Consider the following 13,004-nt stretch of genomic DNA (forward strand, 5'->3'; position numbering starts at 1 on the left):
GCGTTGCCGAGCTGCGTTGCCGAGCTGCGTTGAACATGCCGCTACAGAATCCTATTCGGGATCGTAAGCTAAGTTCGGACTAAGCCATTTTTCGATATCTTTGATCGATTCGCCTTTTCGCTTGGCATACGATTTGACTTGATCCTTGGTGACGCGATCCACGGCAAAGTATCGTGACTGAGGATGGCCAAAGTACAATCCGCTGACACTGGCGCCGGGGGTCATCGCACAGCTACTGGTTAATTCGACACCCGTGTTCTTTTCCGCGTCAAGCAATTGGAATATCATCCGCTTTTCGGTATGATCCGGACAGGCGGGGTAGCCAGCCGCCGGGCGGATGCCGCGATACTTTTCGGCGATCATTTCTTCGGCGGTTAAGCCTTCGGTTTTGCCAAAGCCCCAATCTTCTCGCGCCCGGTGGTGCATTAATTCGGCAAACGCTTCGGCCAAGCGGTCCGCCACAGCTTGAACCATTATCGCTCGGTAATCGTCATGTTCGGCTTTGTATTGGTTGGCCAATTCCTCGGCACCGATGCCAGTGGTCACGACAAATCCGCCGATGTAATCACTTCGTCCGCTATCGACTGGTGCGACATAGTCGGCAAGCGATCGGTAATCGGTTTGACCTTTGCGTTCCCATTGTTGTCGCAAGCAATAAAGCCGAGTCAATTCATGCGAGTGAGATTCGTCGGTGTAAAGGACGATGTCATCGTCGTCGCTGGCGGCAGGCCAAAAACCGTAGACGGCGTTGGCTGTTAAAGATTGCTTAGCAATGATTTCGTCGAGCAATTGGTTTGCATCGTCGTAAAGTTCTTTCGCGTGGGAGCCGACGACTTTGTCTTCAAAGATTTTCGGATACTTGCCTTTCAATTCCCATGTCATGAAGAATGGTGACCAATCGATGAAGGATCGGATCTCTTCGAGCGGAAAATCCTTCAGCACTTTGACGCCTGTGAAAGCGGGTTGATCGATTTGAACGCTAGCCCAATCGGTTGCAAAACGCTTTTCAAGCGCCTCTGAATACGGCACGAGCGTTTGCTTTCGATCCCGATAGCTGGCGGCCAATTGGCTTTGCAGTTTCTGGTTGTCCGCAAGAAATGCTTTTTTGTTTTCCTTGTTAAGCAACTTCTCGACGACGCCCACACTGCGACTAGCATCGAGCACATGCACGACACCTCCCGCGTAAGAGGGCGCAATCTTCACTGCGGTGTGTTTTGCACTCGTCGTTGCACCACCAACCAACAGCGGTATGTCCAACTTTTTACGTTTCATCTCACGGGCGACGTGGACCATTTCGTCCAAACTTGGTGTGATCAATCCACTGAGTCCGATGATATCCACGTCATTTTTGTCGGCCTCTTCAAGAATCGTGTCGCTCGAAACCATCACTCCGAGGTCGATGACTTCGTAGTTATTACACTGCAACACGACACCGACAATGTTTTTGCCGATGTCATGAACATCGCCTTTGACCGTTGCGATCAAGAATTTGCCGCGTGCGTTATCGTTTTGCGTCCCCGCGGCGATCTTTTCCTCTTCCATGAACGGTTCAAGATAGGCGACGGCTTTTTTCATCACACGCGCCGACTTGACCACTTGCGGTAGAAACATCTTTCCAGCGCCGAAGAGGTCGCCGACGACGCTCATTCCGTCCATTAGCGGACCCTCGATCACTTGCAGGCAGCGATCGAAATGTTGACGAGCTTCTTCGGTATCCTCGACGATGTATTTGTCGATCCCTTTGATCAAAGCGTGCTTCATTCGCTCGGTCACCGGATCGTCTCGCCAAGCTAAATCTTCGCCGGACTTTTTTTTGCCTTTGCTCTTCACCGTTTCGGCAAACTCAAGCAGTCGGTCGGTCGCGTCGCTGCGATGATTGAGCAGAACATCTTCGACACGTTCGAGCAAATCTTTTGGGATTTCTTCGTAAACTTCGAGTTGACCTGCGTTGACGATGCCCATGTCCAAGCCCGCTCGGACGGCATGGTATAAAAATGCACTGTGCATCGCTTCGCGAACCGGATCGTTTCCGCGGAAACTAAAGCTAATGTTGCTTACACCGCCGCTGGTCTTTGCTCCGGGGCAAACCTTTTTGATGCGTCGGACGGCGTTGATAAAGTCGACGGCGTAGTTGTCATGTTCTTCAATTCCGGTCGCAACCGTTAGGATGTTGGGGTCAAAGATGATGTCTTCGGGTGGGAAGCCGATTTCATTGACAAGCAAGTCGTAGGCTCGCTTACAAATGCGCACCTTGCTTTGTTCGTCCGCCGCCTGACCGTGTTCGTCGAACGCCATCACGACGGCCGCAGCACCGTATTGACGAACCAAACGAGCGCGACGGAGAAATTCTTGTTCGCCATCTTTTAGCGAGATGGAATTGACGATCGCTTTGCCTTGGACGTTTTGAAGGCCCGCTTCAAGTACTTCCCATTTGCTGCTATCGATCATCACAGGAACGGCTGCGACAACATCGTCACCGGAGATTAATCGCAAGAATCGCGTCATCGCTTCGACGCCATCCAAGAGCGCGTCGTCAAAGTTAATGTCGATCACCATCGCGCCGTTGAGCACTTGCTCGCGTGCAATTTCGACCGCCTCATCGTATTGTTCGTCACGAATCAATCGAGCAAACTTTCGGCTGCCCGCAACATTGGTGCGTTCGCCGATCATGGTGAACGGAATCTCGGGACGCATGACCATCGGCAATTGGCCCGATAGCCGAGTGTAGATTGGGCCGGTCGACTCTTGTTTGGGTGTCTTACCTTTGACACGTTCCGCGATCGCGCGGATGTGGTCAGGTGTCGTTCCACAGCAACCGCCGAGGATGTTGACCCAGCCATTGTCGGCGTACTCGCCAACAATTTCGGCCATCGCTTTGGGGCCGAGATCAAATTGGCCCATGTCATTCGGAAGTCCCGCGTTGGGGTGACAGCTGATTGGAATCCCGGTCGCTTGAGACATCTCTTCAATGTGTCCCCGCATCACATCGGGTCCGAGCGCACAATTCATTCCAATCGACAACAGCGGGAAATGGGCCAACGAGGCAACAAAGGCTTCAACACTTTGTCCGCTGACGAAAGTCCGGCCGCCTTTGTCAAACGTCCCGCTCACCATCACGGGAACGCGACGTCCTCCGGAGGCATAGAATTCTTCGATCGCAAATAGGCATGCCTTCAAATTGAGAGTGTCGATCGCGGTTTCGGGAATCAATATGTCGACGCCTGCTGCAACGAGCGACTCGATTTGAGCGCGATAGCTATCCTTCATCTCGTTGAACGTCGTATCGCGGTGCGCGGGGTCTTCGACGTTGGTGCTGATCGCAGTCTGCTTGGTCGTTGGGCCGATCGATCCGGCGACAAATCGCGGTTTGTCAGGTGTTCTTTTGTTCCATATGTCCGTCGCCTCTCGAGCACAGGCGACGGCCGCGTGGTTGATTTCGTCCACCAACTCGAGCGGAAGATCAAATTCGACCATCCCAACGGGGGAGGCGCCAAACGAGTTTGTTTCAATGATATCGCTACCGGCTTCCAAATAGGCGCCATGAATTGCCGTAATTTCCGCCGGATGGGTTAGACAGAGAATGTCAGAGAAATTTTTCAAATCCTTATGGTGACTGGCAAAACGTTCACCTCGAACGGCTGCTTCATCAAACTTCAGCCGCTGGATCATGGTCCCCATGGCACCATCGAGCAGCAGGATTCGTTCGCGAATGAGTTCAGCGAGGAGCGTATCAGTGGAGGTAGTTTGAAGCATTTTGTCCGCTAAATCGTCGTTTTGTGTGGAGGGCGGTCACTCCGCCCGAGAAGTATCTTGTTCAGGGAATCGGGGATTGCCAAGGCGAATTACCGGAAAGTCGCCATTCAATCTTGCTCAATCGGTCAACTTTGACTATTCCGCAGATTCCAGAAAATCGGAAGCGGCTTCCTAAAGATCAACAACGTTGTGTACCGATTTAGACGTTAGGGTCCGGCTCTGGAGGATCGCAAGCGGAGTATTGCCGCTGCCAATGGACGCTTTAGCACTCATGAATCAGGAAGATCGAATGACCGTCTCTCCCAACCAAACCCAAGACGGTAGTCGCCAAGCACCGAGTTTATCTGCGAACCGGGGGGCATCTGACACTCCGAACCAAGCCTCCGAGTTGCCACCAACATTGTTTCAGTTACCGAATCTGTATCAATCGCAGAAACCCGCCACGTCGGCAGGTCAATCAGCATCTTCGCATACCGGCGACACATCGCAAGCGGTCGCGCATGCAAATGCCGCAGACTCCGCCCCTACAAACCCTCCAATGGCGTCCCAGGCCAAACCGATCGATTCCGCCAATACGGAAACGCATTGCAATTTGGCGACGGACATCGAGGATACGGACATCGAGGATACGGGCACCGAGGACACGGACACCAAGGACGCAGTGGCTTCGCCAAATCTTGAGGTTGCGTCCGACGCTCCAGCAGGTCGTGCTTGGATGGAAACCGCCAGCTCGCATGGACTCGTGCTCGTTCTCCTGATCGCAGTCGTCGTGGCCGCTATGATCGTTGGCCGTCGCTCGCGAAACCGTGCGAATCAAGCCAGTTCGACCGAGGTGGATCCTTCAAATTTTGTTCCACCATCGGAGCTGATTACTTTTGGTGAATCGTCTGAAATCGAACCAGCCGACACCGCGCAGACGGACTTTGAATTGACCCCTGATACCTTGGCTACGCTGTCCAACCCCACGCCGGAGGCTTCGATCGCATCGAACACAATGTCGACCGCATCGCCGGGTAATTCTGATTCAGATGCAAACTTACCAGCACCGAATGTGTCTAGCGGAACGGATGCCAGTGTTGTTAGCACAGCGAACGCCAACGTGAATCCCAACACGGTCAATGATCATGACACGCTAACGCAAACGAAAAACCAATATCCCACCGCTTCGGAGGTGATTGCTCGGCAAGGCTCACTCGAAAGTTCACAGGCACAGGTCGTCGTACCTGAGGATGTGAGTGCATCGCTTGGGGTATCAACGCCTTCGGTTGAGCCGAGTAAGGACGCGCCTTACCTTGCCTCGCCAACGCCGGCGGGTATTTCGGATTGGACACAATACTTACCGGTCAAGTAGGACCGGATCGCTTTCCATTTTTTTGACGATTCAACTTCCAAACCATTCGACATTCCGTACCATCACTTGGTAGCAATCATGACTTCAAATAACCAAGGCTTCGTCAAAGCGTTTTCGCGACGAAATCGCAGTGTGGCCAATCCCACCGAGAGTCAAAACCCACCAAGGGTAACCACCTCTAGCGAACCTGTGCGGCGTGAACCAGTGAAGCCCGTATCGGCTGAGGCTGCGGCGACATGGTGGATCGATGAAGAAGAGGGTAATCACTACCGTGCGGACAATGATCCGAAGCAAGTGATTTCAAAGCCTCATTTGGAAGACGATATTTGTCTTGCGGATGCTCGTGACGAAGTAATTGCCGAGCCAGAAGTTATTGAGCGGGACGTTGCTCCGCAGGAAAGGGTTCCCTCACTGCAAGACACGATTTCGTCGTATTCGGTTGGATCGACTCAAGACGACCAACTAGCGTCACTGTACGGCAATTCGATTTCAATTGCTGCTTCGACCGAACTGGAAGCACCTTTGGTTGAACCTCAACCGACGGGTGAAGAAGAGGTTTTTTCACTGAAGGACGTTGCCAAGACATCACAGCGGATCGATGAACCTCATGTTCGATTTTCGATCAAGCCACTGAAGTTGCGAAGCAAGCAAACAAAGCCTGCCGTTGAAACAGTAACAGACAGCCAAGCGAGTGAAATTGTTCAAGACTCCGAAAGCCAAAGCGTCGCCGATGAGCCGGTTTTGATGTCGCATGCTAAGGCGGAGCAGAGGATCGAAGAGGCGATCGCCGACCAATCGGCCGCGGATATCGAAACACGAACGCAGCCCCAAGCAGAACTGGAAACCGAGACGGCAGTATTTCGCCCGGCATGGGAAGTCGACCAGTTTGATTTGCCAAGCAATGTTGCCAAGTTGTTCTTCCATGGTGAAGTATTTCAGCATATCGCTGAGCAGATGCTCGAAGCGGTCGAGACCGGACTTAGCACCGTTTTGATCACGAGTGTGCATGGTGAAGAAGGTCGCAGCACGGTCGCGATGGGAGTTGCCCTCGCCGCGGCCGCCGCAGGCATTCGAGTCGCGCTAGTCGATGGTGACACGATCCAGCCAACATTGGTCGATGATTTGTGCTTGGATGTCGAAAAGGGGTGGCTTGATGCGATCCGAAGTGGTCAACCCATTTGCAGTGTCGCAGTTCACTCGGTCGAAGACGGGGTGACGTTGTATCCGTTGTTCGAAACCGATTCGTCCGAGCAGGCTTCGCCTACCGAAATGAAGCACTTGATAAGCACGATCAAAGAAAGCTTTGATTTGGTCATCATTGATGGACCGATCGGTGCATCGCCCATGGCCGCCGCTTGTGCCGAGATGGTGGAAAGTGCGATGGTCGTGTGCGACGTCGAGCGGACGGCCCCAGAAGAAGTTGCGAAACTCTCGGATCATCTTGCAGCTTTAGGGGTCAAAGGGACCGGCATCGTCGAGAATTTTGCATGATGCTTGCAGTCTAGGCTGAACAAAATTGCGTCGGCAACGATAGGGACGCGTTCCGGGGACACGCTTCGAGAGAACCCGCCGTTCGTATCGTCGGATCAAAAGAACGCGATTTTCGGCCCACTTCCTCGCAGCGCCGAGGCCCCAAGAAATGCATGCCTTATCAGGTGATGTCTTTCCGGTCACAATATGGACTTCCTTCTTCTTCTCAGGGAGTGACCGATGACCCGATTGCCGCGACGTGATTTATTGCTTGGAGTTGGATCGTCAATCGGGGCGATGGCGGTGGAAAAAACGCTGCCCGCAAGTGAAAGTGTGGAACTCGCTTCGCAACAATCGCAATCATTTCGCGACAAGTCACCCAAAGCCAAAGCCGTCATCATGCTCGTCATGGAAGGGGGCCCGAGCCAACTTGATACGTTTGATCCGAAACCGGTTCTCAGGCGTTTGCACGGGGTGGAAGCCAACGGGTCAATGACCGGCGGAATGGCGCAGTCATTTGCAGCGAAACCATCTGCAGCGAAACGGTATTACGTTGGTAGTCCGTTTCGCAGTCGTAAGACGGGGCAATCGGGAATCGAGATGTCCGATCCCTTTGTGCATCTCGCAGAAGATCAGGTAGCCGACGAAATATGTCTTTTTCGCGGGTGCCAAGCCGAATCGGAATTCCATTGCGATGCGATGCTCGATTTGACTGCTCCGGTCTGTCATCTCGGCAATGTTTCGTTTGGTGCTCGAATGGCTCACGCACTCGATGCGCGTCAAACGGAGTCACCACCTTACGTTGTCATGTTCGATCGGGCGCCACCGCAAGCAGGGATAGCGAATTGGACCAGTGGTAGCCTGCCAAGTGAATTTCATGGTGCCACCGAAACGTCGCTTGCCATTCGAACCGTCCCCATAGCGGCATTCGACTTACATAGAGAATCAGCATCCACTCAGGCGATGTACGGGATTGGCCACGCGCCGACGGATTCGTTCGGAAGGAAGTGTTTGGTCGCTCGTCGATTGGTAGAACATGGTACGCGTTTTGTTCAGCTGTTTTGTGGAGGCTGGGATAGTCACAATGCGCTCTTTCGAGGGCATGCTTCGCGTATTCGAAGTATCGATCAACCGTTTGCAGCCTTGATTCGCGATTTGAAAAAACGTGGCATGTTAGACCAAACATTGGTCTTTTGCGCAGGTGAATTTGGCCGTACTCCCGACTCGCAAGGTGGCGGCAAAGGTGACCACCTGGGACGCGATCACAATCCGAATGCGATGAGCATGTGGTTCGCCGGTGGCGGTTTTCGACGCGGCGTTACCGTGGGTGCTACCGATGAATTGGGTGCACGAGCGGTTGAGTGCGTGCGTCCGCTCGGCGATGTTCATACTACGATTGAACACACGATCGGGTTGGATGTTGGTGTGATGCGTCAAGGGAACGTGATTAGCGAACTACTCGCCTAATGTAGGTTTTCGCTGGCTCCGTTCCCATCGCTGGTCATCGCAGTTTGCTGTTTAGCCAAGTCATCACTTTCGCAGTCGACATGTAGCCGTTTTGTTGGTCCACGAAATGTCCGTCTGGCGTGTACAGAAGCGTCACGGGAAAGCTCTTGAGTCCCATCTTGTTGACCACTTCCTTGTTGCGGTCCCCATCGAGGATCAGGGTTTCGAAATGTTGCGAAATGGGGACGGAAACATTGGGTGCGGACCATGTTTCTTGCTTCATCTTTTTGCAGAAGTGGCACCAATCCGTCGTCACGAAGACAAGGATCGGTTTGCGAGACGCTCGCGCTGATTCGATCGTCGATTCAATCGAGTTGTTCCAACGAATTTCGGCCGATGCCGTTGAGAAAAAAAGTAGGCAAAAAGTGAGGCTAGCGAGCAATCGCATCCGTATGCGATTGCGAAAGGTGAAGCAGTAGGCGGATTGATTGACTGGGTGGATTCCGTCACTCTTGGTCTTGGTCTTGGTTTCAGACATGGTTTCGATTCCTTTCTTGGATGGCAGTCCGCCATTTGATCGTGCGATTCGATCGTGGGCTAATGAACCAATGAACGGTCGTCTGATCAGTCCGCCACGAAGATAAAACAGTCAAACAGTCGAATCCAGGAAGTTCGTATTGCGTTGTGCTCCCTTTTTTCTCGATAAGACTAAAGCGGCGTTCTCATGCGCCTGCTCCTGCCTGTCTATCCTGCCGAGGTGTTTCATCATGAATCAAGGTGACGATACAAAAAGTCGCGAAACCGCGCGTCCGCTCAAAACATTGGTACCGGTCATCGCGGTTTTGTGCTTTGGGCTAGCTGGGTGTAAGTCGACGATAGGAGTGCTGCCGAGTTGGGTCATGCCGGTGTTTGCTAGCAATGGGGAGATCAGTACTGAGGTATCCGATCCTTCGTCGCCCGGAGTTCCACCGCAGAGCTACGCTGAAATGGCGAAGGTTAAGGAAGAGGACCTTGCGACCATTTTTGGGCTACCCGCAACGAGCGTGTCCTCCGAAATGGGCAATGGTAATGAGCCGGTTGTCCAAGTGGCTGCAGAGGAATTCAAGAAGTCCGAGGAACCCGTGCCGGGACCCGATAGTTTGTTCTCGGCGTCTCGGTAGGTGTTGGGGACTGTGCAAAGAAAAACCCAGGATCCGCCCGCGAGGCGAGCGACCCTGGGTTGAGTTGTTTAACGCCCATGGAGTTGGCGATCGCTTTCGCCAACATTTATACAGCAGCAGCTTGTTAGCCTCGGTTGTACAATTTCCACAGAGCTATTTCGAATTCGATTGTCATTAGGCAAACGGGTTGTATGAACCCGGCGTCGGGATTGGGTATCGGCCTTCTTCATCCGGGCGTGCCGATGGTGGTACATCCGAGTCGATCGTATAGCTGTCGATTCCGGGCGCTAAGTCGCGTCCTTTTTCGAGCAGATCGTCCCACTTGATGACTTTGGCTGAGTAGCAAGCTTCACGACCAAGGATGGCGGTGAATGTCGACTTGGCGCCATATTCGCCTTCGTTGTAGATCTCGCCTCGCATCAGTGCTTCGATCAAGTCGTGTTGTTCTTGCTGGTGGCCGCCTGGGCTCTTGCCAGAGAATTTCCAGGGGTTCGCGCCTTCGATCGATCCGGATGGATTCGCGGTACCCTTTGACCCATGTGCGAACTCAGACACATTGTTCCAAGCACCTTTGACATGGCGACCTTGGCTGAACATCTTGGTCCCGTCGGCAAACGTGTATTCGCAGAAGGTATGGTCAAAGATTTGGGATTTGGTGGGGTCGCCACCTTCACGTTGCTCACGGCCCCCCATGCCATTGCATTCTACTGGGTAAGCGTCTTTGACCCAGCATCCAACATCAAGGTTGTGAATGTGTTGCTCACAAATTTGATCACCGGAAAGCCAGTTGAAGTGGTACCAGTTGTTGGTTTGAAACGCCATTTCCGTTTGGTCCGCGTTACGGTTGCGATACCAGATCCCGCCACCATTCCAATAGACGCGTTGTGCAATGACATCTCCGATCGCACCGTCATGAATACGTTTGATCGTTTCGATATATCGCGGTTCGTGACGGCGTTGCAGTCCAATGCCGACCATCAAGTCCTTCTTTTTCGATTCTTCAACCGCTGCGAGCACGCGGCGCACGCCCGGTGCGTCCGAGGCAACCGGTTTTTCCATGAAGATGTGTTTGCCTTTGTTAACGGCGTATTCAAACTGTTGCGGTTTGAATCCCGGAGGCGTTGCGATTACGACCAAATCACAATCGACATCAATCGCGTTCTTATAGGCATCAAGACCGACGAAGATCTTGTCAGGATCAACGGCAACCTTTTCTTTGTGTTTTTTCCCTAGGCTGCTGACGGTGTAGTCGGCCTTGTTTTGGAACGCATCTGCAACGGCGACTAACTTGACATTGCCTTTTGTGTTCATGATGTTGTCGGTAGCACCATTGCCACGTCCACCACATCCGATCAACACAACTTTGATTTCGTCACTGCCGGCCGCATGAGCCGTTCTCGCAACGCTACCTGCAACCGCGATACCTGCGGCAGCAGCACTTGATTGTTTCAAAAAATTTCGGCGAGAGGGGGTGTTCTGCATGATTGAATTCCTAGAAGGGGGGGGAGGTGGGATTGGAAGGTGGAAATTGCTCCTCTTCAGTGAACTGGATTATAAGCATTAAGATGGGGCGTGTCTTGCCAGGAAGGGCTCTGTGTTTATTTTTTTTGTTTTGGCTCCGTGTCGTCTCTTTTGAATGGGTTTTGTCGATGAAGTGTCGTTTGAAGACGGGGGTCGAAGGACTCGACGAGCGGCTTGGTGGTGGCTTGGTACCAGGGACTCTAACGGTTGTGATGGGTGCGTCAGGCATCGGCAAAACCCAGTTGGGCATTGCATTCGCCAATCGAGGCCAGACGCAGGAGGGGGAAAAAGGAATCGTCTTTGACATGACCGCTCGCGGCGATTCGCAAAACCACTCGGATTATGCTCGGCGACTTTTTGATTGGCAACTTCGTGAACGGTCCCTGAATGGCTCGATCGATATGAGTACCGCTTGGGAGAAAAGTGTAGTTCGCGATGACTATATGCATATTTTCGAGCATGCCGGTCGTCGAGTGACAGCATCGGATCTCGATTCGGATCAGTGGCGTCAGTGGAAATACGAGCAATCGCGAAAGTTGGATCAAGCGATTGCCTTTTTCTACTGCAATTTTGTGCATGGCGTCAGGCGATGTGTGATTGACGGAGTTGAGCCCGTTGATCGGGCCTCCGATTCGATCCAATTCGAGATGTTTGAATACATCTATCACCAAATCTTGCGCAAAGAGCATGACTGGGTTGCACGCGATCTGTTTCGTATTGCGTTTCGTGAAAACGCAAAGGCTGTCGAGTCTCACGCCTACCAGCACCAAGACATTGGTTGTCTGCTGCTTTACACCTCACACGAAGTGATGCTTGACGACTTGTTGGTACGAAAGATCGAAAGTGGCGACGTGTTGTCCAATGCCAACACGATCATCTTGATGGGGAAAACTCGACAGGGAAACAAGATGGGCCGAGCCCTGCACGTGGCAAAGCACCGTGGCAGTGCATGTGATGACTCGATCGTTCCGTTTGAGATCACCGAGCAAGGACTGCAGTTACAGAGCTAGATGGGGTCGCCGTGAAAATGAATGAACCCTTGTCTGTGGCGAAAGCTTCCATCATTCCGTCCTTTGTTTCAGTGCGAGCTTGCATCCGTCGTCGAGACGCCGTTCATACGTGGTTGTTGATGACATCGCTCGGATGCATTTTGTTGGCCATGGCAGTAGCGTTTGGGTGGCCTGTGATTTGGTATGGCACGATCGAATTCTTTCCCGCGATCCTGCTCGGTTTCGCGGCATTGGTATTCCTCGCATCCTTGTTGCCGTTGTCGTTGGTCTTTTTGGACGCAGCAAAATCGGGAGTTGCGTTCGAAGCGGATCGGATAGTCATCCATCGAAGTCGATGGCGATTCACCGAAGCGATCTTCTATTCGTTTCTGCCTCGCAGCGAACTTGCTCCCAATATGGCGGCAGATACGTTGCTCGAATGGATCCTTCGCCCTCGTCGCTGGGTGATCCACCGCGATGAAACTCAACGGGTTTACCTGCGACGTTATGGCGAGGGGACGTTGCTGCGACTGTTTACTACGACTGGTTCGATTGACCCGTTTCCTATCGGCAGCGACCGTGATCTGGCGATCGCTGGGCAGGCCCTCATTCATTGGCATCTCGGCACGCCACAACGCGAAACGCTGCTACTTGAAGGTGAGGGAATTCCTCAGGACCGATTGGTGGAATTGATTGAAAAAGCACCGGCGGGATTCACGTTTGATGAGCCCGATGTGGGGCGACTTCGGCTGACCTTTCGCGAATCCTCCGCTGGAAACTTCTTTGTTGTCTGTCTCGTTTTTGCTGTGGTATGGACGATTGTCGCTGCCTTGGTCTTGAAACAGATGGAGGAACGACCTTCGTGGATCGTTCAAGCAGTGGTTTTGTCGTTGGGGTCACTGTCGCTTGTGGTGGCGTTTGGCAATGCTGCTGAACGAAGGCAATTGGTCATGCAGGACGATCGGTTGAAAATTCGTCGACGTGGATATTGGCATGCGCGAACGACAACATTCTCAGCAGAAACGCTCACGGAAATCCGTCAACGAGCCACAGGTATTCGCAGTGGCGGCGACGGACCGTGTTTTTGGCTAGTCGAGCTAGCGGGGCAGTCGAAACCGCTTTGGACCGGAGAGGAAACCACGACGCAGTGGTTGGCGGAAGTGGTTGCGTGTCGATTGGGATTGCCGTTGCTACGTTCGGCGTACATCGACAGCGATTTGGGGCCAAAACTGAGGGATCCACAGGCAGAACCTTAGGCAACGTCGCTCGATCGCCTTGGCAAACCAATGCGGCGGCATGTCACCGCCGTTACGA

At 52.9% G+C, this 13,004-nt stretch carries 9 protein-coding genes; 6 read left to right on the forward strand and 3 right to left on the reverse strand.

Annotated features, from left to right (window positions below; genetic code table 11):
• Positions 1–51: 51 nt before the first annotated feature.
• On the reverse strand, positions 52–3,753 hold the full coding sequence (metH, locus tag CA13_RS20020) for a methionine synthase (protein WP_146399625.1): 3,702 nt from the start codon (positions 3,751–3,753) through the stop codon (positions 52–54).
• A gap of 289 nt (positions 3,754–4,042) precedes the next feature.
• On the opposite strand from metH, the gene CA13_RS20025 reads away from it, so the two are divergent.
• The 3 genes from CA13_RS20025 (at position 4,043) to CA13_RS20035 (ending at position 8,041) form a co-directional block, all read left to right on the forward strand.
• Positions 4,043–5,104: a hypothetical protein gene (locus CA13_RS20025; RefSeq protein ID WP_146399627.1), complete on the forward strand. Its 1,062-nt coding sequence runs from the start codon at positions 4,043–4,045 to the stop codon at positions 5,102–5,104.
• Between the two features lie 78 nt (positions 5,105–5,182).
• Positions 5,183–6,595: a P-loop NTPase gene (locus CA13_RS20030; protein ID WP_146399630.1), complete on the forward strand. Its 1,413-nt coding sequence runs from the start codon at positions 5,183–5,185 to the stop codon at positions 6,593–6,595.
• A gap of 219 nt (positions 6,596–6,814) precedes the next feature.
• The gene (locus CA13_RS20035) at positions 6,815–8,041 is read left to right on the forward strand and encodes a DUF1501 domain-containing protein (protein WP_146399631.1); all 1,227 of its coding nucleotides are present in this window, start codon (positions 6,815–6,817) and stop codon (positions 8,039–8,041) included.
• Positions 8,042–8,075: 34 nt separating this feature from the next.
• Here CA13_RS20035 and CA13_RS20040 read toward each other — a convergent pair whose 3' ends face one another.
• Positions 8,076–8,558 (reverse strand): thioredoxin family protein, encoded by a 483-nt coding sequence (locus CA13_RS20040; RefSeq protein ID WP_146399633.1) that lies wholly within the window; start codon positions 8,556–8,558, stop codon positions 8,076–8,078.
• Between the two features lie 229 nt (positions 8,559–8,787).
• Here CA13_RS20040 and CA13_RS20045 point away from each other — a divergent pair, with 229 nt between their 5' ends.
• The gene (locus CA13_RS20045; protein WP_146399635.1) at positions 8,788–9,180 is read left to right on the forward strand and encodes a hypothetical protein; all 393 of its coding nucleotides are present in this window, start codon (positions 8,788–8,790) and stop codon (positions 9,178–9,180) included.
• Positions 9,181–9,354: 174 nt separating this feature from the next.
• Here CA13_RS20045 and CA13_RS20050 read toward each other — a convergent pair whose 3' ends face one another.
• Positions 9,355–10,662, reverse strand: coding sequence for a Gfo/Idh/MocA family protein (locus CA13_RS20050; protein ID WP_146399636.1), 1,308 nt, complete (start codon positions 10,660–10,662; stop codon positions 9,355–9,357).
• Between the two features lie 167 nt (positions 10,663–10,829).
• Between CA13_RS20050 and CA13_RS20055 the strand changes: the two genes are divergently transcribed.
• Both CA13_RS20055 and CA13_RS20060 read left to right on the forward strand, forming a co-directional pair.
• Entirely contained in the window at positions 10,830–11,711 is an 882-nt protein-coding gene (locus tag CA13_RS20055) for an RAD55 family ATPase (protein WP_146399638.1), read from the forward strand.
• Positions 11,712–11,728: 17 nt separating this feature from the next.
• Positions 11,729–12,946: a hypothetical protein gene (locus CA13_RS20060; protein ID WP_419194607.1), complete on the forward strand. Its 1,218-nt coding sequence runs from the start codon at positions 11,729–11,731 to the stop codon at positions 12,944–12,946.
• Positions 12,947–13,004 lie beyond the last annotated feature (58 nt).

Source organism: Novipirellula herctigrandis (assembly GCA_007859835.1).
Lineage (GTDB): Bacteria > Planctomycetota > Planctomycetia > Pirellulales > Pirellulaceae > Novipirellula_A > Novipirellula_A herctigrandis.

What these genes read in the sequence shown, in the direction of transcription:
- CA13_RS20040 (WP_146399633.1), bottom strand. Translation starts at nt 8,558, where the DNA reads ATGTCTGAAACCAAGACCAAGACCAAGAGTGACGGAATCCACCCAGTC.
- CA13_RS20055 (WP_146399638.1), top strand. Translation starts at nt 10,830, where the DNA reads ATGAAGTGTCGTTTGAAGACGGGGGTCGAAGGACTCGACGAGCGGCTT.
- CA13_RS20045 (WP_146399635.1), top strand. Translation starts at nt 8,788, where the DNA reads ATGAATCAAGGTGACGATACAAAAAGTCGCGAAACCGCGCGTCCGCTC.
- CA13_RS20050 (WP_146399636.1), bottom strand. Translation starts at nt 10,662, where the DNA reads ATGCAGAACACCCCCTCTCGCCGAAATTTTTTGAAACAATCAAGTGCT.
- CA13_RS20030 (WP_146399630.1), top strand. Translation starts at nt 5,183, where the DNA reads ATGACTTCAAATAACCAAGGCTTCGTCAAAGCGTTTTCGCGACGAAAT.
- CA13_RS20035 (WP_146399631.1), top strand. Translation starts at nt 6,815, where the DNA reads ATGACCCGATTGCCGCGACGTGATTTATTGCTTGGAGTTGGATCGTCA.
- CA13_RS20060 (WP_419194607.1), top strand. Translation starts at nt 11,729, where the DNA reads ATGAATGAACCCTTGTCTGTGGCGAAAGCTTCCATCATTCCGTCCTTT.
- metH (WP_146399625.1), bottom strand. Translation starts at nt 3,753, where the DNA reads ATGCTTCAAACTACCTCCACTGATACGCTCCTCGCTGAACTCATTCGC.
- CA13_RS20025 (WP_146399627.1), top strand. Translation starts at nt 4,043, where the DNA reads ATGACCGTCTCTCCCAACCAAACCCAAGACGGTAGTCGCCAAGCACCG.